At 55.9% G+C, this 22,726-nt stretch carries 17 protein-coding genes; 10 read left to right on the top strand and 7 right to left on the bottom strand.

All coding sequences use genetic code 11. The features are described 5' to 3' along the window. The first annotated feature begins 12 nt into the window (after positions 1-12). Positions 13-693 (top strand): DUF4956 domain-containing protein, encoded by a 681-nt coding sequence (locus tag NYE48_RS07620; RefSeq protein WP_212950382.1) that lies wholly within the window; start codon positions 13-15, stop codon positions 691-693. A 135-nt stretch (positions 694-828) separates the two neighbouring features. Here the strand turns inward: NYE48_RS07620 and NYE48_RS07625 are convergent, their stop codons facing one another. Genes NYE48_RS07625 through uxaC form a run of 3 tightly spaced genes read right to left on the bottom strand, consistent with a single transcriptional unit; the run spans position 829 to position 3,707 of the window. Next, on the bottom strand, positions 829-1,518 hold the full coding sequence (locus NYE48_RS07625; RefSeq protein WP_340997846.1) for a rhamnogalacturonan acetylesterase: 690 nt from the start codon (positions 1,516-1,518) through the stop codon (positions 829-831). 1 nt (position 1,519) lies between these two features. Then, complete coding sequence (locus tag NYE48_RS07630) at positions 1,520-2,284, bottom strand: alpha/beta hydrolase (protein ID WP_340997847.1); 765 nt, start codon at positions 2,282-2,284, stop codon at positions 1,520-1,522. A gap of 13 nt (positions 2,285-2,297) precedes the next feature. Next, positions 2,298-3,707 (bottom strand): glucuronate isomerase, encoded by a 1,410-nt coding sequence (uxaC, locus tag NYE48_RS07635; protein ID WP_212950384.1) that lies wholly within the window; start codon positions 3,705-3,707, stop codon positions 2,298-2,300. A 149-nt stretch (positions 3,708-3,856) separates the two neighbouring features. On the opposite strand from uxaC, the gene NYE48_RS07640 reads away from it, so the two are divergent. Further along, on the top strand, positions 3,857-5,050 hold the full coding sequence (locus tag NYE48_RS07640) for a transposase (RefSeq protein WP_340997203.1): 1,194 nt from the start codon (positions 3,857-3,859) through the stop codon (positions 5,048-5,050). A gap of 415 nt (positions 5,051-5,465) precedes the next feature. On the opposite strand, the gene NYE48_RS07645 is transcribed toward NYE48_RS07640, so the two are convergent. From NYE48_RS07645 to NYE48_RS07655, 3 genes are all read right to left on the bottom strand, one after another. Continuing rightward, the gene (locus NYE48_RS07645; protein ID WP_340997850.1) at positions 5,466-6,953 is read right to left on the bottom strand and encodes a UxaA family hydrolase; all 1,488 of its coding nucleotides are present in this window, start codon (positions 6,951-6,953) and stop codon (positions 5,466-5,468) included. A gap of 16 nt (positions 6,954-6,969) precedes the next feature. Continuing rightward, a complete protein-coding gene (locus tag NYE48_RS07650) occupies positions 6,970-8,379 on the bottom strand; it encodes a tagaturonate reductase (RefSeq protein ID WP_340997852.1) in 1,410 nt (469 codons plus the stop codon). Between the two features lie 93 nt (positions 8,380-8,472). Beyond that, positions 8,473-9,468: a LacI family DNA-binding transcriptional regulator gene (locus tag NYE48_RS07655; RefSeq protein WP_340997854.1), complete on the bottom strand. Its 996-nt coding sequence runs from the start codon at positions 9,466-9,468 to the stop codon at positions 8,473-8,475. Positions 9,469-9,740: 272 nt separating this feature from the next. Between NYE48_RS07655 and NYE48_RS07660 the strand changes: the two genes are divergently transcribed. Beyond that, complete coding sequence (locus NYE48_RS07660; protein WP_340997856.1) at positions 9,741-11,984, top strand: helix-turn-helix domain-containing protein; 2,244 nt, start codon at positions 9,741-9,743, stop codon at positions 11,982-11,984. A 205-nt stretch (positions 11,985-12,189) separates the two neighbouring features. On the opposite strand, the gene NYE48_RS07665 is transcribed toward NYE48_RS07660, so the two are convergent. Beyond that, the gene (locus NYE48_RS07665) at positions 12,190-13,074 is read right to left on the bottom strand and encodes a carbohydrate ABC transporter permease (RefSeq protein WP_036706498.1); all 885 of its coding nucleotides are present in this window, start codon (positions 13,072-13,074) and stop codon (positions 12,190-12,192) included. A 321-nt stretch (positions 13,075-13,395) separates the two neighbouring features. Between NYE48_RS07665 and NYE48_RS07670 the strand changes: the two genes are divergently transcribed. From NYE48_RS07670 to NYE48_RS07700, 7 genes are all read left to right on the top strand, one after another. Beyond that, positions 13,396-14,334 carry an ABC transporter permease gene (locus NYE48_RS07670; RefSeq protein WP_212950418.1) on the top strand — a complete coding sequence of 313 codons (939 nt, stop codon included), beginning with the start codon at positions 13,396-13,398 and terminating at the stop codon, positions 14,332-14,334. Positions 14,335-14,381: 47 nt separating this feature from the next. Further along, complete coding sequence (locus NYE48_RS07675) at positions 14,382-15,899, top strand: extracellular solute-binding protein (protein WP_212950393.1); 1,518 nt, start codon at positions 14,382-14,384, stop codon at positions 15,897-15,899. Positions 15,900-15,978: 79 nt separating this feature from the next. Beyond that, complete coding sequence (locus NYE48_RS07680; protein ID WP_212950395.1) at positions 15,979-17,103, top strand: glycoside hydrolase family 88/105 protein; 1,125 nt, start codon at positions 15,979-15,981, stop codon at positions 17,101-17,103. Positions 17,104-17,173: 70 nt separating this feature from the next. After that, positions 17,174-18,544, top strand: a complete 1,371-nt coding sequence (locus NYE48_RS07685; protein WP_340997860.1) for a glycoside hydrolase family 28 protein — start codon at positions 17,174-17,176, stop codon at positions 18,542-18,544. A gap of 85 nt (positions 18,545-18,629) precedes the next feature. Further along, positions 18,630-19,613, top strand: coding sequence for a pectinesterase family protein (locus tag NYE48_RS07690; protein WP_340997862.1), 984 nt, complete (start codon positions 18,630-18,632; stop codon positions 19,611-19,613). Beyond that, positions 19,604-21,190 (top strand): glycoside hydrolase family 43 protein, encoded by a 1,587-nt coding sequence (locus tag NYE48_RS07695; RefSeq protein WP_339321656.1) that lies wholly within the window; start codon positions 19,604-19,606, stop codon positions 21,188-21,190. The genes NYE48_RS07690 and NYE48_RS07695 overlap by 10 nt, the downstream gene beginning before the upstream one ends. Positions 21,191-21,499: 309 nt before the next feature. Then, positions 21,500-22,327 (top strand): C40 family peptidase, encoded by an 828-nt coding sequence (locus NYE48_RS07700; RefSeq protein ID WP_052146746.1) that lies wholly within the window; start codon positions 21,500-21,502, stop codon positions 22,325-22,327. Positions 22,328-22,726: the final 399 nt, after the last annotated feature.

Below are 22,726 nucleotides of genomic sequence, written 5' to 3' on the forward strand. Positions count from 1 at the left end.
GGAGGAACTGCAGTGGGGGATAACCTAAATTTTCAGGATCTTTTCAAAAAAAGCGTGCTTCATTTGGAGGCGTTCCGCGATATTTCGTATATCGATTTGTTTTTGGGCCTGATTTCATCGTTTGCGATCGGCATGTTTATTTTTTGGATATACAAAAAAACCTTCAGAGGCGTCGTGTACAGCTACAACTATAACGTGTCCTTCGTCCTGATGACGATGATCACGACATTGATCATCATGACGATCAGCACGAACATCGTGTTGTCGCTCGGGATGGTCGGCGCGCTCAGCATCGTGCGCTTCCGGACGGCGGTGAAAGATCCGCTGGATATCGTATACATGTTTTGGTCCATTGCGGCAGGTATCGCCTGCGGCGCCAAAGTGTATCCGGCCGCATTGATCGGCTCCGCGGTGTTCGGAATCGTCTTGATCTGGTTGGCCAGAAAAAAGGTGAAGGAAATGCCTTATTTGCTGATCATTCGTCATACCGAAGCCGCGGCGGATGAGGTAAGGGTGCATTTGCGCAAGCTTGCGGGCACGCTGAAATCGAAGACCGTACGCAAAGAATACACGGAAATTACGTACGAGGTGCGGATTCGCGACGACAATACGGCATTTGTCAATGAAATCAGCGCGGTAAAAGGCGTGCAGGACGCATCGCTGATCAATTATACCGGCGATTATGCGCAGTAAACCGTTCGACAATTTCCCCGGAAATAAATCAAAGATTTAAGAGCCGTTTTTTGGCCGGAGAACATAACATTAAGGGCTTCCTTGGGTCGTTTTCACGACGCCGGGAAGCCCTTTTGATGTCTCTATAGGGAACATTTAGCGGCTTGCGGCCCGCAACAAGGCAGACAGGGGAGCGACCGTTTCCATTGCCTCGGCGACCAGCTTCGCGATTTGCCGTGCGCCTTCCTCCGAAAAATGGGTATCGTCAGCGACTCCTTCAGGGTAGTTGGGATGCCGGTTGGGCGGCAGGTGCATAAACAAGGTTTTGGACGCATCCGCTCCCAAATCGCGGTATAAACGCTGGGAAGCCGCAAAAACGTCAAGCAGCAGCGTCCCGGTTGCCGCCGCAACCTCCCGCATGGCGGCCGGATAGGGGCCGACCGCCAGCGGATCGGGAAGACCGTCGTCGGCAAAACGCCGCCGGCTGACGGAAGTGAGCAAAACCGGCGTGGCTCCGCGCCGTTTGGCCGAAGCGATGAACAGCATTAAATTGCTGCGGTAGTCGGTATCGGGATCCGTGTAGCGCGAAGGGTCTTCCTTTTTTTCGTCGTTATGGCCGAACTGGATCATGACGATGTCGCCGTCCCGAAGCTCGCCTTCGATGGCGGCCCACCGTCCTTCCTCCAGAAAGGACTTCGTGCTCCGGCCATTGACGGCGCGGTTGTCGATGCGAAGCGAAGGGGTTACAAAATGATGCAGGTATTCGCCCCAGCCCGCCATCGGTTTCTGGGAGGCATCCTTTGCGGCTGCGGTCGAATCGCCGGCGATATACAGCGTTTGCGGCATTTTAGGTCTCCTCCTTCACAAAATGATGCTGCCGCAGCCAGGTTTTGAGGCATTCGAGCCATTGCCGGCAGGACGGATTCGCATCGGACAGCCCGAGTCCATGGCGTCCGTCCTCGAACACGTGCAGCTCGAACGGAACCCCGGACTTGGACAAAGCTGCGGCAAACCGCAGGCTGTTCTCCACGGGGACGGCGGCGTCGTTTGCCGTTGTCCACAGGAACGTCGGCGGCGTGTCGGCCGTTACCCGGCGGTCGGAGGAGTACCTTTGGATGTCTTCGGGTGAAAGGCGTTGACGGAGAAACCGCTCGCGGCTTCCTTGATGCGTGTACATTTCTTCGAACGTGATGACCGGATACGCCAGGATGAGGAGATCGGGTTTGGACGAGGCGGTCGTGGCCGTGATCGATGCCAAATGACCGCCGGCGGAAAAGCCGATCATTCCGATCCGATTCGGGTTCACTCGGAACGCCTTGTCTCCGGTACGGGCCCATGCGATGGCGTCGGCAACGTCCCGAATCAAAGCCTCGGGGTCCAGAGGCTCCAGTTGATAATGCAGCACCCCGGCATGCATGCCGAGAGCGTTGAACCACTTGGCGATCGGCTCGCCCTCGTGCGGGGCCAGATGCTGGTAGCCTCCGCCCGGGAGAACAAGCATAAACGGCAATTCCCGGCCCGAATCATTCTCAGCCGGGTAGAGCCAAAGAGAGGAGCCCGGAGACGCTTGGGTCTCCGGAGCTCCTTCCAGGTGACGGCGAATGTGCAGCATGGCCGAGCCCTCCTTATTCGGCGGCTACGGCAGCCGGGAAGCCGAAATATGCCGCGGCGTTGCGATAGGCGATGTCCTCGACCATTTGCCCGAGCAGCGCCATGTCGTCCGGCGCTTCGCCGCGCTCCGCCCATTCGCCGATCAGCTCGCACAGCACCCGGCGGAAATATTCATGCCGCGTGTAGGACAAAAAGCTGCGCGAATCCGTTAACATGCCGACGAAACGGGACAGCAGGCTGTTGTCGGCAAACATCGTCAGCTGATGCCGCATGCCGCTGCGGGTGTCGTTGTACCACCAGCCGGAGCCGAGCTGCATTTTGCCCGGCGTATCCTTTTGGTAGCAGCCCATCAGCGCCAGCAGGGACGGATAATCGTTCGGATTCAGCGAATACAGGATCGTTTTCGGCAGCCCTTGCGCGCTTTCGGCGCGGTCGAGCAGGCGGGACAGGGATTCGGTAAGCGGCAAATCGTTTAAGCCGTCGTACCCGGTATCCGGCCCGAGGCGGTTGAACATGACGGTATTGTTGTTGCGGTATGCATGGATATGCAGCTGCATCGTCCAATTTTTTTCATGATACATGCCGATCAATGCCGACAGGAGTTCGGTCCGGTACACGGTAATTTCGGATGGGGAAAGCTCCGAACCTGCAAGTCTTTTCGCGAAAATGCTTTCCACCGCGGCGGCGTCGCCCGCTTCGTAGCGCAGCACGTCGAGCGCATGGTCGGAGAGGCGGCAGCCCTGCTCATGGAAAAAGTCGACGCGCTGCTTCAGCGCCTCCGTCAGCGCCGCATAAGAACGAACCTGAACGCCCGCGGCCTGCTCCAAACGCCCGAGCCACTCGATAAATCCTGGCGCATCGATGTTCAGCGCTTTGTCCGGACGGAATGCGGGGAGCACTTGGAAGTCCTGCTCCTCTTTTCTGAGCAGCTGATGATATTCCAGGGAATCCGCCGGGTCGTCGGTCGTGCAGACGATTTTGACGTTTGAATTTTTGATGATGCTGCGGCGCCGGAACGCCGGGGTGGCCAGCTTGCGGTTCACTTCGTCCCAGATCCGCGGCGCGGATTCCTCGTTCAGCAGCTCCTCGATGCCGAAAAAGCGGCGAAGCTCCAGATGGGTCCAGCTGTACAGCGGATTGCCCACCGTTTTCGGCACGGTGACCGCCCAGGCCATAAACTTGTCGTAATCCGAGGCGTCCCCGGTAATATGCGATTCGGGAATGCCGTTGGCGCGCATCAGCCGCCATTTGTAATGGTCGCCGGAAAGCCAGGCTTCGGTCAGGTTGCGGAACGGCTTGTTTTCGTAAATTTCCTTCGGATCGAGGTGGCAGTGGTAATCGATGATCGGCATTTCTTTGGCATGCTGATGGAACAGCGTGCGCGCGGTGTCGGTCGTCAGCAAAAAGTTATCGTTCAAAAACATGTCGGCATCCCCTTTATAAATGAGCGTTTTGCAGTAATCTGAGGCCTTGAGCCGTAAGGATTTTCGGACATAAAAAAGGGACTTCACCCCAACTTGGAGAAGTTTTCAAGTGACCAAACCCAAAAACCTCAAGGATGGAGGAAGTCACTTTGTATATTCTCCAAGAATGTCTGTTTTCCTTCGAAGAACTTTTAAAAATTCAACCCAAGGAGAGATTGCCGATCTTCTTCAGCTCTCTCGATCTGAGACCGTATGCCAAGGAACTGAGAAGCCGTTCACCCCGAGGCGCTGAGGGATACTGCAGACAAGGTATTCTACGAGCACTCTTGGCTGCGCCGCTTGAAGGAATAAGTACCTTTTCAGGGTTGCATAAGCGTTTGGATACGGATCTCCGGTTTCGTTATCAGTGTGGTCTTCCGCTGGATCGAGAAGCTCCTTCCATATCCACATTAAGCCGAGTTTTCTCAGAACTGACGAGAAAGGACTTGGCAAAACGGCTTTTTGAGGATTTGGTCACACGCTGTCAGCAGGAAGGTATCATAGAAGGCAGTAACGTCGCCATAGACAGCACCGCTCTCCGCGCTTACGAGAAAAAGCAGCCCAAACGCAAAAGCGAGCAAACGGGTAATGCGAACTGGGGCGCAAAAATTGATTCCTTCGGCAATAAAATCACATGGTTTGGTTACAAAATTCATCTGGCGGTCGATACGAAAAGTGAATTGCCGATCGCCTTGGAAGTAACGCCGGCGCATGTCAATGATGGAGAAATGGCGCCGGGCCTGATCGAGAAAACAGCGTCCAGGACGAGCACACGATTTTTCATACTCGATGCGGGCTACGACCAAATGAAAGTTTATGAGGCCGCCCGCAACGTCAAGGCACAAGCCATCATTCCCCTTAATCTTCGGGGGGAGAAGGAACCGCCTGCTGGCATGACCTCGAACGGAACACCGTGCTGTTCCATGGGTTATGCGATGACATACTGGGGAGTTGACGGCGATATGCATAAATTTCGCTGCCCGCATGCCACGGGTAAAGTCGACTGTCCGCTTGGCATGGCTGCCTGCTCGTCTTCAAACTATGGAATGGTCGTCAAAGTAAATGCGAAGGATGATCTCCGGCGATACAGCATCCCTCATCGGGATACAAAGCGTTGGAAGGAACTTTACAATGAACGAACCAGCGTAGAACGCTGCAACTCCCGATTGAAAACCTATTTGACGGCAGACGCCGCACATGTCCGGGGCATTCAGAAAGTCACAACTCACCAGTATTTGAATGCCATTGTTCTGCTTGCATCTGCGCTCGCCGTTTCTCATCATTCAAAACGGGCTGCCGCTTAAAAAACGAGCTGTTCTAAAATTCTGCAAGTCTGCCCTTTTCTTCATCCATATAATACCATTTTCGAAAATTACCCCTTAACGACAGTGAATATGCTATCGCTTCTTCTCTGAAACGGAATTATGCAAAACACTCAAATAAATGATTTAGGATAAGTCGGAATAACCCGCGAAGCTTAGGTTTCACTTTGTGGGGGGGATTTGCTTGGTTCCGGGCCCCCGCAAAGTAATCGGAATTATCTTCAAAGCATTCACTTCACTTTGTGGGGTGTATTTGTTTTGTTCGGGGCCCTCGCAAAGTAATCGGAATAACCTTCGAAGCATTCATTTCACTTTGTGGGGTGTATTTGTTTTGTTCGGGGCCCCCGCAAAGTAATCGGAATAACCTTCGAAGCATTCACTTCACTTTGTGGGGTTGTTAAAGCGTGACCCCGGTTTTGAAAATGGCCAGCTCGCGCACGTCGTTTTGCTCGTTTCGGGTTTTCCGGCCGCTGGCGACTTCGATTACGTATGCGATAAATTGCTCCAATATGTCGGCCATCGGGGTTTCGAGCAGCGGCCCGGCGTTAAAGTCCATCCAGTGGCCTTTTTTGGCGTACAGCTCGTTGTTGGTCGCGATTTTCACCGTCGGCACGAAGCTGCCGAAAGGCGTGCCGCGTCCGGTCGTAAAGAGGACCAGATGGCAGTCCGATGCGGCCAGGGCGGAGGAGGCGACAAGGTCGTTGCCCGGCGCCTGCAGCAGGCTCAAGCCTTTTTTGCGGAGCTTTTCGCCGTATTGCAGGACGTCGACGACGGGCGCCGTTCCGGCTTTTTGCGTGCAGCCGAGCGATTTGTCCTCGAGCGTGCTGATGCCTCCCGCTTTATTGCCGGGGGAAGGGTTTTCGTACACCGGTTCGCCGTGCGACAGGAAATATTGCTTGAAATTTTGGATGAGCTCGACGATGGATCGGTAAACCTCTTCGTTTGCCGCGCGGGCCATCAGCATTTTTTCGGCGCCGAACATTTCCGGCACCTCGGTCAGGACCGTCGAACCGCCCTGGGAAATAAGGAAATCGGAAAAGGCGCCCAGCAGCGGATTCGCCGTAATGCCCGAAAATCCGTCGGAGCCGCCGCATTTGAGTCCCACGTTCAATTCGCTGATCGGCACCGGCTCGCGGCGGTCGGTTTTCGCGGCTTCATGCAGCTCTTCCAGCAGCGCAAGACCCGCTTCGACTTCGTCGCCGACCTCCTGCGCCACCAGGAACTTCACGCGCGCCTCGTCATAATCGCCGAGCAGGCTGCGGAACTCGGCAACGACGTTGTTTTCGCAGCCGAGCCCAAACACAAGGACGCCCCCGGCGTTCGGATGTTTGACGGCATCCAGCAGGATGCTGCGGGTCTGGCGGTGATCGTCGCCGAGCTGGGAGCAGCCGTAAGGATGCTTGAGGATGGTGACGTTATCGAACGGGCCCAAATCGGGGTGGAGCGCCTTAAATTCCTGCAGCATTTGCTCGGCGATGCCGTTTACGCAGCCGACGGTCGGCACGATGAACAGGTCGTTGCGGATGCCGACGCCGCCGTTTTTCCGGCGGTAACCCTGAAAGGTCAGGCCGCGCGGCGGATAGGAGATCGGATGCAGGTCGGGCACGTATTCATATTTTTCCTCGCCGCTCAGGTTCGTTTTCATGTTATGGGTGTGCACCCATTCGCCGGGTTCGATCGCATTGGCGGCATGGCCGATCGGATAACCGTATTTGGTGATCATGTCGCCGGGCTCGAACCGGGCAAGCGCGATTTTATGCCCCTGGGGAATATCCGAAAGGGCCGTCAGCGGCCGATTCAGGCCGGTGATCGCTTCCCCGGCGGCAATCGGGCGGAGGGCGACGGCAACGGTGTCCCGCGGGTTTAATTTCAGCCATTGTTTCATTGGGAACCTCCTATTCCTATACCAGTTGTTGTAACGCCGCTCGGCTGCCGGCCTGCTCCAACTGCCGGATTCGTTCCTCGACGGCGGGGACCAGGCCCGGGATGAGCGCGAGGTTTTCCCCCCACAAGCTTTCGTTCCCCAAAATGGTCTCGGCGAAAGTATCGGGACGGCTCCAAGCCTCGTCAAAGGCGGCGATCGCCCCGGGAACGTCCTTGCGCGGCACGCGGTCGCCCCGGTAACTGAGCAGCAGCGCGGCAAAAGACAACGTCAACAGCGGCGGGAGCTCTCCCTTGGCGCCGGCGTATTTCCGGAGGATCGGCAGCAGGCGGGCGTTGAACTTCGAAATGCTGTTAAGCGAGATCGACGCCAGTTCGTGCCGGATAAAGGGATTGCTGAAACGCTCCCGGATATCCTTCGCGTAGGCGAGCACATCGGCTTGCGGAAGATCGAGCATAGGGGCGATTTCCTTTTCCATGAGGTCCCGCACGAACCCCGAGAAACCATCATCTTTCATGACGTCCTCCACCGTTTCCAATCCGGCCAGCAATCCGAGCGGTACCATGGCGGTGTGGGGACCGTTAAGCAGGTGGACTTTGCGTTCGCGATAAGGCGTCATGTCGCCGGTGAACAGCACGTTCAGTCCGGCGCGGTCCAGCGGCAGCCGTTCAGGCAGCCACGAAGGGCCTTCGATGACCCACAGCAGATAGGGCTCGGATGCGACCATGAGATCGTCTTTGTAGCCGAGCTCGCGCTCCAGGCTTTCGGCCTCGCCGCGCGGATACCCGGGGACGATCCGATCGACCAGGCTGCAGCAGAAGGTATTTTCCGCATCGAGCCAGGCCATGAACGCTTCGCCCAGCTGCCATTCCCGCGCATACCGCTGCACAAGCTGCTTGAGCTGCTCCCCGTTGCGGTCGACAAGCTCGCAGGGGATGATCACGAATCCTTTTTTGCCGAGCGCAAAACGCCTGAACAGCAGCGCCGTCAGTTTGCCCGGAAAGCTCAGGGGAGGACGGTCTCCGGCTTCATCCCGCGCATCGTAGGCGATGCCGGCTTCCGTCGTGTTCGAGGTGATGAACTCCAGGGAATCGTCCTCCGCCAGCGCGAGGAAGTCGTCAAACTGCTGATAAGGGTTGATGACGCGGGTTACGCAGGAGACGATCTCCCGGGAATTAACGGTTTGCCCCTGGAAAATGCCGTTTTGCAGCACGGTATATAGCCCATCCTGCCTGTTGATCGCATCCGCTTGCCCGCCCGGCGTCGGCTGCACGACGACCGCGCTGCCTTGGAACAGCCCTTGGCGGTTCATCTGCTGCAGCTGCCAATCGACGAAAGCGCGCATGAAGTTGCCCGCACCGAATTGGATCATGCGTTCGGGGTATGCAGGCAGTTCGGGGAACAGGCTTCTGGAGAGTTGCTGCGCCATTCAAAGATCAACTCCTTATTCAAATAGATAAGTCACGCTATTCATGCACACGTTAACATTTTGATTGAAAAATAGAGGCCTCTGATGCATCGGTCATACAGAAGCCACGCTCTGGCGCACGACCAGCGAGGTTTTTACGAAAAGGCGCTGAGGTTCGCAATCCGGTTCCTTCATCAGCTCGATCAACTTGGTCGTGCCGAGCTTGCTGATTTCGGCCACGGGCCGATGGATGGTCGTCAGCGCCGGGTTCGTGTACCGGGCGAACACGATATCGTCAAACCCGATCAGGGACATTTGCTCCGGAATCGCAACCCCTCCGGCGTAACAAGCGTTCATGGCCCCGATGGCCATGTCGTCGTTCGCGCAAAAGACGACGGTAGGCGGATCCGGAAGGGACAGCAGCGAGGCCATCGCCTCATAACCGCTTTCGATGCCGTAGTCGCCCGCCGCAAAATATTCCGGGACGAGCGGCATCCGGTTGGCGATCAGGCTGTCCAGAAAACCCTGTTTGCGTTCGGATGACGATTTGAAGCCCGCTTTCCCTTCGATGATGGCGAATTTCCGGTGTCCCTGCGCCGCGGCGTAATCGATCGCCTCTTTGACGCCTTCGCGGTCATCGGCCACGACGTTCATGATGCCGGGGTCCTCAAGCTGCCGGTTCAGCACGACGAGCGGAATGCCCATTTTTTTGACGTGATAAATGAAGGCGTTGTCCGCGTCGCTTTGGCTCATGACGAGAATGCCGTCGAAGCGCTGCGGCAAAATGGCGTCGAAATGCTTGATGCCGTCGATGCCGTGCACGGTCAGGTTGTAATTTTCGTCCAGCACGTGGTGGATGCCCTTCATCGCGTCGACGAGAAAGCTTGACGAAGTGCCTTGGTCGATGCTCGAGAAAAACAGTCCGATCGTGTACGACCTTCTCATCACCAGGCTTTTGGCGCTGTAGTTGGGGATGTAGTTCATCTCGGCGGCGATTTTTTCGATTTTGTCGCGGGTTTCCTTTTTGATGAGAGGGCTTCCGTTAAGGGCCCTGGAAACGGTGGTGTGGGAAACGCCCGCGACGCGGGCGATATCTTTTATCGTAATCATTGCTACCTCTGGTCTTCCTGAATGGATGGAATCGGGTCATTCCTGACGGAGCCGGTCGCGTCCCCAAACCCAAGAACACGTTCCCGGATTTGAGCGCTTGCTTGATCCAGGCGCCGATAGGCGCTGCCCGTTTGTTCACGCTTTCAGTTTAAGTTCTTGCCATTCCCAAGTCAAGGAAAATCAAAGAAAATGCACACGTGAAAAATCATTTGTCAATAACATGATGTAAACGCTATAATTGGAACCAAAGACGCAGTTAAAGGAGTATTTCGATGAAAAAAGGCCGCATGTTTTACAAAACCTTCATACCGATCCTGGTACTCGGCGTCGGGCTTGTCATCAGCTTCGGAGCCTATATTTACGTCAATACGACCCATTCCGTCGTGGACAGGGTTTCAAGCAGCAAGCAGAGCTTCATTTCGCAAACGAAAAATTCCTTGGAACAGAAAATCCAAACGATCGAATACGCCTTCAATACATACAGCACGACCAGCTCGTTCGAATCCGTCGTCAAAAACCCGATCACCGAAAAAGACTTCGAGGCATACCGCAACGTCAACACCCAGCTGAACTACATTGCCACGATGGGGCTGGAGGGCACGGAATATTCGCTGATCAGCCTGGCCCAAAACTGGAAAATCTCCAACGGCAAGCTTTCCTATTTGACGGAGGCGGACCGCAAGGCGCTGTACGACACTTACATTAACGGCCAGGAGCGGGGGCTCTTCTGGATGAAAACGAAGGACGGCATCCGTTTCGTCAATACGCTGCCCGCGTTTTCGACCAAAAAGCAGGCGATCGCCCTGTCCGACATTTCGCTCGCCACCCTGGACAACACGCTGAAAACCGAAGAGAACACGCCGATCATCATTCTGAACAAACAGGGCGAGCTGATGTACGAGACGGGCCCGGAAGACAAACGGCTGACGAAGGAGCAGCTTGCGGGCATCGCCAAATCGGTCGGCACGGAGCACCGGACCGGGACGGTGACGGTACCGGACGCGGGGGACGGCCCCGTCAAAGCGATTTATGCAAGATCCAGCTACAACAACTGGACTTACGTGACGCTGCTCGACCAGAAGGAAATATCCGAGGCGCTCAAGACGACCAAGTTCGGCTTGATCATGATGGGATTCGTCATTACCGTCTTTATCGTCATCATCGCCTATATGATCGCCTTTTACTTCAACAAACCGCTGCAGCAAATCCAGCGCAGCCTGCCCAAACATCCGCATCCGTCCTTCAAAAACGAAGTCGAATGGATTTTGCACTCCATCAACCGGATCGTCACCGAAAAAGAAAACCTGGAAAACCTGATCGAAGCCGAACTGCCGCAGCTTGAAACGCAGCTGATCTTGAACTTATTCCGCAACAGGGTCACCCCTGAAGAGCTGGAACGGATCATGCCGCGGTTCGGGTACGAAAAAATCGAAAAGCCGCGTTATGTCACGATGCTGATCCAAATGGACAGCTACGGCGGACGCGAGGCGGCGGATAAAGATTTGCTGCTGTTTGCCATCAACAAGATGGTGGAAGAGATCGTGCCGAAGGAATCGAGGCTGCTGCCGATCCTGTTGAACGACAAAACCCAGGCGACGATCCTGGTTTTTGACGGCACCGGCGAGCAGGAGATCCGAAAGCAGGTTCTGGATTACGCCAAGACGATCATGAAAGCGGTTCGCGAATACCTGAAGGTGTCGGTCAGCTTCGGCATCAGCCAAACGTACGACCGGCTCTGGGAAAGCAAGGAAGCCTGCGAAATGAGCAAGCAGGCGCTGCACCATCGGCTGAACCTCGGCAAGGAATCGATCATTTTTTACGAAGACATGGCCATGCTGGTATCCGGCCCGGCGCTGCTCCATTATCCGACCGAGCTGGAATCCCAGCTGTTCGACGCGATCCGGCTTGGAGACGAAGAGCAGGTGCCCCGTTTCCTGTATCCGCTGCTGGCGGAAATGATGAAAAAGAACAACAATTCGATGAACTTCGAAGTGGCGCTCGTGCGTTTCGTGAACAACCTGATCCAGCTGGAGCAGCTGCTGGGCGTCGAGGTGCTGATGACGAAGGACAACCACGCGCTGTACCACCGGTTGCTCGACATCCGGAACCCGGAGGAAATCGAACGCATTTTGGTGCAGGAAGTCATTTTGCCGATGGTCAAAAGCATGAAGGAAAAAACGAACCAGCAGTTCCGTTCCTTGTCCGAAAAAATCGCCGCGATCGTCCGGGCCGAATACGACCAGGAGTTATCCCTGGAATGGATCGCCGACCGCCTTCATTATAATCCCAACTATTTAAGCAGCATCTTCAAAAAGGAATTCGGCATGACGTTCAGCGAATATTTGATGAATTACCGGCTCGAAATGGCCAAAAAATGGCTCGTGGAAACCGACATGACGATCAAAGACATCGCCGAACGCCTGCAGTACCACAATTCCCAAAATTTCATCCGATCGTTCCGCAAAAAAGAACATGTTACCCCGGGTTCGTACCGCAAGCTGAAGCAGGCGCAGTAGCCGGGGCCGGTCGTCAAGAAGTCTTGTTTTCACGCATCGAATGCCTGCGGGGAAACAAGACTTTTTTGGGTTGCGAACGTTCGGAGTCAGGGCAAAGGCCCCACACGGGTGGGGCCCTTCGGAAAAGACCGGGCGCGTTGCCATGCCGGCCGCTTCCGATCCATGCCCGTAAACCGGACGGCCGGATCGATGCATCAGGCTTGCGTCATCCCTTGACCGATCCGAGCAGCGCGCCTTTGACGAAATGCTTTTGCACGAACGGGTAAGCGACGAGCATCGGCACGGTGGCGATCACGATGACGGCCATTTTGATCGTCTGCGCAGGGGGGACGACGTCGACCGACGTGCTTTCGGCCTGCATGCCGCTCGAGACGATGACGATCTGGCGCAGCAGCACCTGGATCGGCCATTTGGCGGAATCGGTGATGTACAGGATGGCGTTCATGTACGTATTCCAATACGCTACGCCGTAGAACAGCGAGATCGTCGCGATGGAAGGCAGCGCCAGGGGAAGCATGATTTTGAAAAATACCCCGAAGTCGTTGCAGCCGTCCATTTTGGCCGATTCCTCGAGGCTGTCCGGCAGCGCCTGAAAGAAGTTCCGCATAATGATGAGGTTAAAGGCGTTGATCGCGACCGGAAGGACAAGCGACCAATAGGAGTCGATCAGCCCAAGGCTTTTGACGACGAGGAACGTCGGGATCATGCCGCCGCTGAACAGCATGGAAAACACGACGATGAAGTTGATCGCGTTTCTTCCATATAAATATTTGCGGGAGAGGCCGTACGCCATCAGCGCGGTCAAGGCCATGCTCACCACCGTGCCGATGAGCGTCACGCCGATCGAAACGGCCAAGCTTTTAAAGATGGTCGGCGTCGACAAAATGTACCGGTATGCATCCAGCGAAAACGTGGTCGGAAACAAAATGAATTTTTTGGCCACCACTTCCTGCGTCGACGCAAACGAACTGGCGATCACGTTCACGAAAGGCAGCAGGCAGGCGAGCGCGATCAATATCAATAACGTGGAGTTCACAACCGTAAATGCGATGCTGCCTGCGGATTGTTTTTTTCTAAGGGATCGTGCCATAAGTTTGTCCTCCTTGTAGTCGGTTTCATGGACACTTTATCAAGCCGGAAGGGTTACGTATATAATCAAATGCTAAGGTCTTGCCGGGACGGTAAACGACGGTCGAACCGGGCCGGAATTGCGGCATAATCATTATGTTGCATCGCGATCATCAGATGAGGTGAACCGGCCGGAAACCGCATAACCGCGCCGTTTTGCAATCGCTATCATGAAATGATTATGTACGGAATGCCGAAAAGACCTTAAGCTGAACAACGTAGACGTCAACATGCAGACAAGGAGGTCGACTCGGTGAAGGATTCAAGTACCGCCGCAGTGAACATGAACATGAAAGCCGCCAAAAAGGAGCGGCCGGCGCGAATGCGTCTCGAAAGCCTGAAACGGAACAAGCTGCTGTACCTCATGATTTTGCCCGGCGTGCTTTACTTCATTATTTTTAAATATTTGCCGATGGGCGGGCTTGTGATCGCGTTTCAGGATTATCAGCCTTACCAAGGCATTACAGGCAGCCCCTGGGTGGGATTCAAACATTTTATCCGTTTGTTTACGGAACCGACGTTTTTTATGCTGCTGAGCAACACGCTGATTTTGTTTGCGCTGAACATCGTCATTTTTTTTCCGCTTCCGATCATCTTGGCGCTCATGCTGAACGAAGTCCGGCACAAGCTGTTTAAAAACGCGGTCCAGACGATCATTTACATTCCGCATTTTATGTCGTGGGTCATCATCGTTTCCATTACTTACGTGTTCCTGACCGTGGACGGCGGGGTGTTCAACGAGATGCTCGCCGCGCTCGGGCTGCCGAAAATCAGCTTCCTGACTTCTCCCGAATGGCTGCGGACCGTATATATCGGACAAGTCATTTGGAAAGAGCTCGGCTGGTCCACCATCATTTATTTGGCGGCGATCACGGTCGTGGACACCCAGCTGTACGAGGCCGCCGAGATGGACGGCGCGGGACGGCTGCGCAAAACATGGCATGTCACGCTGCCGGCCATCCGTCCGGTCATCATTACGCTTCTGATTTTAAAAATCGGCAGCACGCTCGATTTGGGCTTTGAACATATGTACCTGCTGCTTAATTCCCTCAACCGCGAGGTCGCCGAAATTTTCGACACCTACATTTATACCGCCGGTCTGAAAAACGGCCAGCTCAGCTTCAGCACCACCGTAGGCCTTTTCAAAGGGCTGGTAGGGTTGATTCTGGTCATGCTCTCCAACCGGCTCGCCAAAAAATTCGGGGAAGACGGCGTCTATTGATCATGCGGGCGGGATGTTCTCAATCTTTTGAAAAAGGGGAAATGAAGATGAAAAAAATGGTCAAAAAAATGGCCGCGCTTGCGATCTGCTCCGCGCTGGTGCTGACGGCATGCGGCGAGAAAGAAAAAGCGGCGGGGGGGACGACCGGAAGCGGCTCCGACGCAAACGCGAAAACAAGCATCACCTGGCTGAACATTTTGCATACGGCTTCGCCGCCGACGGACACGATCATTAAAAAGATCGAAGAAAAAACGAACGCCGAGGTCAAATTCTCCTGGATCCCGGACGCATCCAAAGAAGAACGCATCAACACGTCGCTGGCTTCGGATTCCCTGGCGGACATCGTCACCTTGACCATTCTTGACAACTCTTCCGTCCGCAATGCGCTGAAATCGGGCATGTTCTGGGAAGTCGAGCCGTATCTCAACGAGTTCCCGAACCTGGCCAAAATTTCCGAGGATACGCGCAGATCCGCTTCCATCGCCGGCAAGCTGTACGGCATCCCGTTCCAGAAGGATTTGGCCCGCAACGGCGTCGTGATCCGGAAGGACTGGCTGGATAAGGTCGGACTGCCCGTGCCGAAAACGCTGGATGAGCTGATGGAAGTCGCGAAAGCGTTTACCGAAAAAGATCCCGACGGCAACGGCAAAAACGATACGACCGGCTTCATGGACCGCAGCGACCTCGTGTACGGCGCATTCAAAACGCTCGGCTCCTACATGGGCGTTCCGAACTACTGGAAAGTGAGCGAAGACGGCAAAATGACGCCGGAATTCGATACCGAAGAATACGTCAAAACGATGGATTACATGAAAAAGCTGTACGACAACGGCTACATCAACCAGGACTTTGCCGTGACGGCGAAAACCGACCAGCAGCAAAAATTCGCGCAGGGCAAAGCCGGCATCTACGTGGGAGCGTTGTTTGACAGCAAAAACCTGAAAAACATGGCCAAAGGCGTCCAGGACAACATGGAGCTCGTGCTCGCCAACAACATTACGCCGACCGGCAGCGAATCCGAGCGCCATATTTGGGCGGGCAACAACGGCATCGGCGGCCTGCTGGCCTTCCCGAAATCGGAAGTGAAGGACGAAGCGGAGCTGAAGCGGGTGCTGAAATTCGTCAACGACTTGATGGATGACGATATGTACGCCCTGATGACGTACGGCATCAAAGACGTTCACTACAAAGTGGACGAAAACGATGCGGCTACGATCATCAACCAGGATTTGTGGCAGCAGGAAGTGCAGCCGTTTGCGTCTTCCCGGCCGAACGAAACCGGCTACAAAATCCACGACTCCGATCCGCTGAAGGCCGAATCCGACAAGCTGATCAAGGAAAACGCAAAATACGCGGTGCTGAACCCGGCTTATTCGCTCGAATCGGAAACCTATTCGACGCAGGGCTCCGAGCTGCAGAAAATCATCACCGACGCCACTTACAAATACATTCTCGGCAAAATCGACCTGAACGGGTTCAAGGACGCCGTCGAGAACTGGAAAAAATCCGGCGGCAGCAAAATCATCGCCGAATACGAAGAAGCTTACAAAGCCGCCAAAAAGTAACGAATGAAAACCATAACAAAAATAGGGTCCTATCCGCCTAACCCGGGGTTAGGACCTGTTTATTCCGCAGGAGGTCATCATGGAACATACGAGCTGGGCCGCGCGTACGGCAAAATCGATCATGGAACGAACGCCGAAGCTGCATGAAGACAAAGGTTACGGGGGCAAATGGTCATACGATTACGGCGTGGTGCTAAAAGGGTTCGAGCTGCTTTGGCGCCAAACCGGCGACCGTGCGTATTATCGATTCATTCAGGACAACATGGACGATTTCATTCAGGAAGACGGCACGATCCGGGGGTACCGCCTGGACGAATACAACATCGACCATATCAACAACGGAAAGCTGCTGTTCGTCCTGCATGCCGAAACGAAGCAGGATAAATACAAAAAAGCGGCGGAGCTCCTACGAAATCAGCTGCGCTCGCATCCGCGGACGTCCGAAGGCGCGTTCTGGCACAAGCAAATCTATCCTTATCAAATCTGGCTCGACGGGTTGTACATGGGCTCCCCTTTTTATCTCGAATATTTGCTTGCGTTCGAGGACGGGGAAGGCCTCGGCGACGTCACGAAGCAGTTCATCCTTTGCGAGCGGCATACGAAAGATGCGAAAACGGGCCTCCTGTTCCATGCATGGGACGAAAAAAGGGTGCAGCCTTGGTGCGATCCGGAGACGGGGCTGTCCGCAAACTTCTGGGGCCGTTCCTTGGGCTGGTTCGTCATGGCGCTGGTCGATGTGCTCGCCCTGCTGCCGGTGCAGCATGCCGATTATCAGGAGCTTGTCCGCATCCTGAACGATACGCTGGCGGCCATCCGCAAATTCCAGGATTCCGAAAGCGGCGTATGGTACCAGGTGGTGGACCAGGGGGGCCGCAAGGGCAATTATTTGGAAGCGTCGGCTTCCAGCATGTTCACGTATGCCATGGCCAAAGGCATCCGTCTGGGCGTGCTGGACGACGGCTGGAGGGAGACGCTCGATCAAGCGTACCGGGGGCTGATCGCCGAATTCGTGCTGGAAACGAAGGAAGGCTGGGTCAACCTGAACAAAAACTGCCAGGTCGCAGGCCTCGGCGGCGCCGACAAGCGGGACGGCACGTACGCTTATTACATCAGCGAGCCGATCGTGACGAACGACCAAAAAGGACTGGGCGCGTTTTTGCAGGCCTGCGCCGAATACGAAGCGCTGCCTCGCGCGGAGGCGTGATCGCCGCATGGAAGTGGCTGAACCGGCGGCATCCGGCCGCCGAAGCTTCAGCATAACGAGAGGAGCTGACATGCACATGCACAACATTATCGACTACGGCGCGCACCGCAACAGCCCGGAGCCGTCGACGGAGGCGATCCGCTCCGCCATCGCCGCGGCAAGCGCGGCCGGCGGCGGCACCGTATACGTGCCGGCGGGAACCTTCCGCACGGGAGCGATTTTTCTGAAGGATCATATCGAGCTGCGTCTGAGCCCGGGGGCGGTGCTTTCCTTCACGACCGATCCGGGCGATTATCCTGCCGTGGAATCCCGCTGGGAAGGCGTCCGGCGCCAGGTCCACGCCTCCTGCATTTTCGGCAAAGACCTCGTCAACGTATCGATCACCGGCAGCGGGACGCTGGAAGGCAACGGCCAGGCGTGGTGGGATCTGTTCCGCAACCGGCGGCAGGAGCTTGAATACCCGCGGCCCAAGCTGATCAGCTTCGACGGCTGCTCCCGGGTGACGATCAAGGACGTCATGCTGCGGAATTCCCCCAGCTGGACGATCAACCCGATCCGCTGCAACGACGTAACGATCGACAACGTTTCGATCTGGAATCCGGCCGATTCGCCGAACACCGACGGCATCGATCCGGAATCCTGCAGCAACGTGCGCATCAGCAACTGCCATATCGACGTCGGGGACGACTGCATCGCCATCAAATCCGGAACCGAAGACACGAAGGAGCGCATTCCGTGCGAAAACATCGCGATCGCAAACTGCACGATGATCCACGGTCATGGCGGGGTGGTGCTGGGGAGCGAAATGAGCGGGGACATTCGGAACGTCGCCATTACGAACTGCATCTTCAAGCAGACCGACCGCGGCATCCGCCTCAAGTCGAGACGGGGCCGCGGCGGGACCGTCGAGGACGTCCGGGTGAGCAATATCGTGATGGAAGACGTCATATGCCCGTTTATCATGAACCTGTATTATTTCTGCGGTCCGCGCGGCAAAGACAAATACGTGTGGGATAAGCGTCCTTACCCGGTAACGGAGGAAACGCCGACGTTCCGGCGGATCCATTTTGCGAACATTACGGCGCGGAACGTCCATGCGGCAGCCGGTTTCCTGTACGGTTTGGCCGAGCGTTACGTTTCCGAGGTGACCTTCACGGATATCGACGTTTCGATGGCTGAACAGGCCATTCCGGGCAAGCCGGCCATGATGGCGGGAATCGAGGACATGAACAACCGGGGCTTTTACCTGGGCAACGTCCGGGACGTGCAGTTCCGCCACGTGACGGTCGAGAATCACGAAGGTCCGGCGTTTTATATCGAAAACGGGGACAACGTCGAGGTGTCCGGCTGCCGCTCGCGAAACACCCGCAAGCCGGAAAAGCTGGTGGAGCAGGTCACGGCGGCACCGCCGGAGCCGGAACTTAGCGAAACCGAAACGTAGGACGAACGGCTTTGCCGGAAGGCGGGGCGGGGACAACGGCAGATGCATTCGTTGAAAAGGCCCAAAGAAAGGACGGCCATGCGGCATGCTGGTTGGAAAAGAGAGCTTTTGCGATTTTCATACGATCCGGGAAGCGGTGGACGCGCTGGAACGGATGCCTGGCGAGCGGCAGGAGACGCTGTACATCCTGTCCGGCGTCTATGAGGAGGCGGTCCGGATTTACCGCTCGAACCTGCGCATCGTCGGCATCGGACGCGTGGAGCTGACGATGAACCGTTACGCCAAACAAAGGGGCGAAACGGGAGAAGAGATCGGAACCTTTGCGACGCCGACCTTGTTTTTGGGCGGCAGGCGGCTGCTGCTGGAAAATCTCGTCGTAACCAATGCGGCGGGGCAGGGAGACGGCATCGGGCAGGCCGTTGCGGTATCCGCCTATTGCGACGAAGCCGTGTTCCGGCACTGCACCTTCAAAGGCCATCAGGATACGCTGTTTACCGGGCCGCTGCCCCCGGCGCCCAAGCATGGGGGCTCCTTTGGCGGCATCCCGTTAAAAGAGCGCCATGACCGCTGCCGCCAGCTGTACCAGTACTGCCGGATCGAAGGCACCGTCGATTTTATTTTCGGCGGAGCGACCGCCTTTTTCGAGCGGTGCGAGATTCGCAGCTTGGCCCATGCGAAGCGGGGGAGCCGGGGGTACGTGACGGCGGCTTCGACGCCGCCGGGAGCGGAGCACGGCTACGTGTTCCGGGATTGCGCGTTGACGGCGGAACCCGGGGTGACGGGCGTGTATCTGGGCCGTCCGTGGAGGGCGCATGCCAAAACGGATTTCGTCAGCTGCAAGCTGGGCGGGCATATCGTTCCCGAAGGCTGGCATAACTGGGACAATCCCGCCAACGAAACGACGGTCCGCTACCGGGAATTCGGGGTTCATGACGCCAAAACGCTGCGGGAGCGGCGGGTGCCATGGGCGTTGTGCACCGGTTCGCTTGATGCGGCCCCGGATAAAAAAGACGTGTTCCTAGGCACGGATTTCTGGATTCAGGGAGGAGAGAACGGAACATGGCAGTAACGACGGCAAGAGGCGTGATCAAAAATCCGATTTTGAAAGGATTTAATCCGGACCCGTGCATTTTGCGCGTGGACGACATGTATTATATCGCGGTATCTTCTTTTGAATGGCTTCCGGGGATCAGGGTGTACCGGTCCCGGGATTTGGCCTCCTGGGAGCATTTCACCGACCTGCTTACGGACCAGGTCGACTTGCGGGGCAATCCGAAAAACTGCAGCATCTGGGCGCCGCAGCTCAGCTACAGCGACGGCCTTTTTTACCTGTTGTACACCGACGTGAAAAGCACGAAACGCCCGTTTAAGGATGCGCATAACTATTTGATCACCGCAAGCTCGCTCGAAGGGCCTTGGTCCGAACCGGTGTACCTGAACAGCAGCGGCTTCGATCCTTCGTTGTTCCACGACGAGGACGGGCGGAAATGGCTGCTCAACGCCTTATGGGATTACCGCATCACGGAAGGAAACAAATCGAGCGGCATCGTCATTCAGGAATACGATCCCGGGCAGCGGCGGCTTGTGGGCAAACCGCATAAGCTGTTCGACTGCACCTGGCTGAAAAAGACGGAAGCGCCCCACATTTACAAACGAGGCGGATATTATTACCTGATTACGGCCGAAGGCGGAACGGGGGCCGGACACGCGGTGACGGTGGCGCGGTCGAAGGAATTGCTCGGCCCATACGAAGTGGACCCGCTCAATCCCATGCTGACCTCGCGCGAGCGGCCGGAGCTGGCGCTGCAATGCGCAGGGCACGGCAGCCTCGTGCAGACGCCCGCAGGCGAATGGTACATGGCCCATCTATGCACGCGTCCGGTCGAAGGCCAATACGCCATTTTGGGACGGGAAACCGCGCTTCAGCAAGTGTATTGGGACGACGCAGGCTGGCTGCGCCTGACCGGAGGCGGCAGCGCGCCGCGCACGGAGGTGCCGGCTCCCCAAGGCGTGAAGGTGCCGGAGCGGACGGAACGGCATATTTTTGAGGACGCTTTTGATGGCGAGCGGTTGAACAAAACGTGGAATACCCTTCGGATCCTGGCGGATGAAAGCTGGTGTTCCCAGCGCGAGCGCCCCGGATATCTGCGGATCCGCGCCGGGGAGTCTCCGCAAAGCCTGTTCCGCCAGCATATGGTGGCGATCCGGCAAACCGACGTCCGTTTTCGCGCCGAAACCGCGTTCGAATTTGCGCCGGAAAGTTATTTGCAAATGGCCGGGCTGATGCTGTACCTCAATGAAGACAATTATTTGTACGCTTATGCCACCCATGAAGAAGGACAGGGGAAGGTGCTGCGGATGATGCGCTGCGCGGCGGACGAATTCGCCCTTTTGCCGGTACTTGTTCCGGTTCCGGACGAGTCGGTCCAGCTGTCGGTGGAAGCGGAGGGCACGAATGCGCGGTTTTATTACCGGGCCGGTGCCGGCGAAGAAGATTGGCAGCCGCTGCATGGGGCGACCGACATCGGCTTCCTGAGCGGAGGTTTTACGGGGAACTTTATAGGGATTGCGGTCCACGACATGCAGCAGTTCCAAGGCATACATGCCGATTTTTCCCATTTCCGTTACGAAGGAAGAGATGAATAAAAGCTTTTGCCTTGTTGTTGGCGGCCCGTGCGGCCAGCGACGACAAACGGCGTTTACGGTCAACGGATCGTGGCGCCGTTTTTTTATGTTTACAAAATCGTAATTATTCCTTTGAAACCATTTTCAAGGAGAAAAAAGGACTTACGACCTAAATTTAACCATAATTTGGCGTCATTTTTTGTGAAATATTGACCATGTCCCAACGTCCAAGCTCTGACATAATGGTGAACAGTACAACGCAAACAATGCCTGAGGCAACGTTATAACCTAAATGTTACAAAAATGTAATATTTTCAAGGAGGAAACAACATGATCAACATCAAGAAAAGCATTCTCGGCTGTTTTGCGGTATCGGCCGCAATCTCGGCAGCTTTCCTGCTTCCAACCCCATCCCATGCGGCGGAGGCTTCGGCCGTAGTCCAATCGGCAGCCAAGGTTCAGACCGGCTTGGTTCAAGCTTCGGTCCGATTAAGGGACAAGCCTTCCCTCTCCAGCCATGTTCTCGGTTATTTGAAGCGCGGGGAGCGGGTGACGATTTTGGCCCAAAGCACGCCGTATTATTACAAGGTCAAAACGTCGTCCGGCGAGGTCGGTTACACCAGCGCTTCCGGCAAGTACATCCAAGTGGCCGCAGGTTCGGCGGGACCGTCGAAACCGGATGGAAACACGGCGGCGCCGAAACCTTCCCAGAACGCATCGGCAGCCATCGAGAAGGTCATCCAGACGGGCATGAAATATTTGGGCACGCCGTATGAATTCGGCTCCAACCGGAATACGACGACGACCTTCGACTGCTCCGATTTCATCCGCCAAATTTTCAAGGAAGGGGCCGGACTGGTGCTTCCTGCCGATTCCCGCCAGCAGGGAGCCTGGATCAAAGAAAAAAGCACGCCGGTTTATGACGTGGGCGGCCTGAAGCGCGGCGACATCCTCTTTTTCATGAGCTACAGAGGCTCCAGCAGCGCGGCGTACCAAGGCATCGATAAATCCAGCCAGCGGATCACGCATGTCGCGATGTACCTGGGGGACGGCAAGCTTCTGCACACCTATTCGCAAAAGGCGGGCGGCGTCGTGGTGACGGACTTTACGAACTCCTGGAAGTACCGCTTTTTATATGGCGGCAGCGTGCTGAAATAAGGGACGATCCAAGCGGATCAGTGACCGCGTCTGATCGGTTCGATATCGGGTCGGAAGCCCGGGCGAAGACACGCCGGAAACGGCGTGTCTTTTTTGCGCCGGTCAGGATCAGGAGCAAGGCAGGGGCCCCGTTTCGATCCGGGACGATCTATCTTCCTTAAGCGTCAATAAAAAAACCGTCATACGCCTGTAAGCGTATACATGGCGTTTTTGATGTCAGCTTAAACGGGGCGCTGTCAAGGGTTGTGCGCCCATTGTCATTTTTGCGGTCGGGAGCTCAAAAGGGCGTAAATCAAAGCAAAAATGACATATTTACGCCTGACAACGACGTTTGGAGTCCGGTACGAATTTAGGAGCGGAGCGCGTTTTTGCCCCATTGCAAAAATGGCATATTTACGA

The organism is Paenibacillus sp. FSL M7-1455, assembly GCF_038004655.1.
Classification (GTDB): domain Bacteria; phylum Bacillota; class Bacilli; order Paenibacillales; family Paenibacillaceae; genus Paenibacillus_AQ; species Paenibacillus_AQ cookii.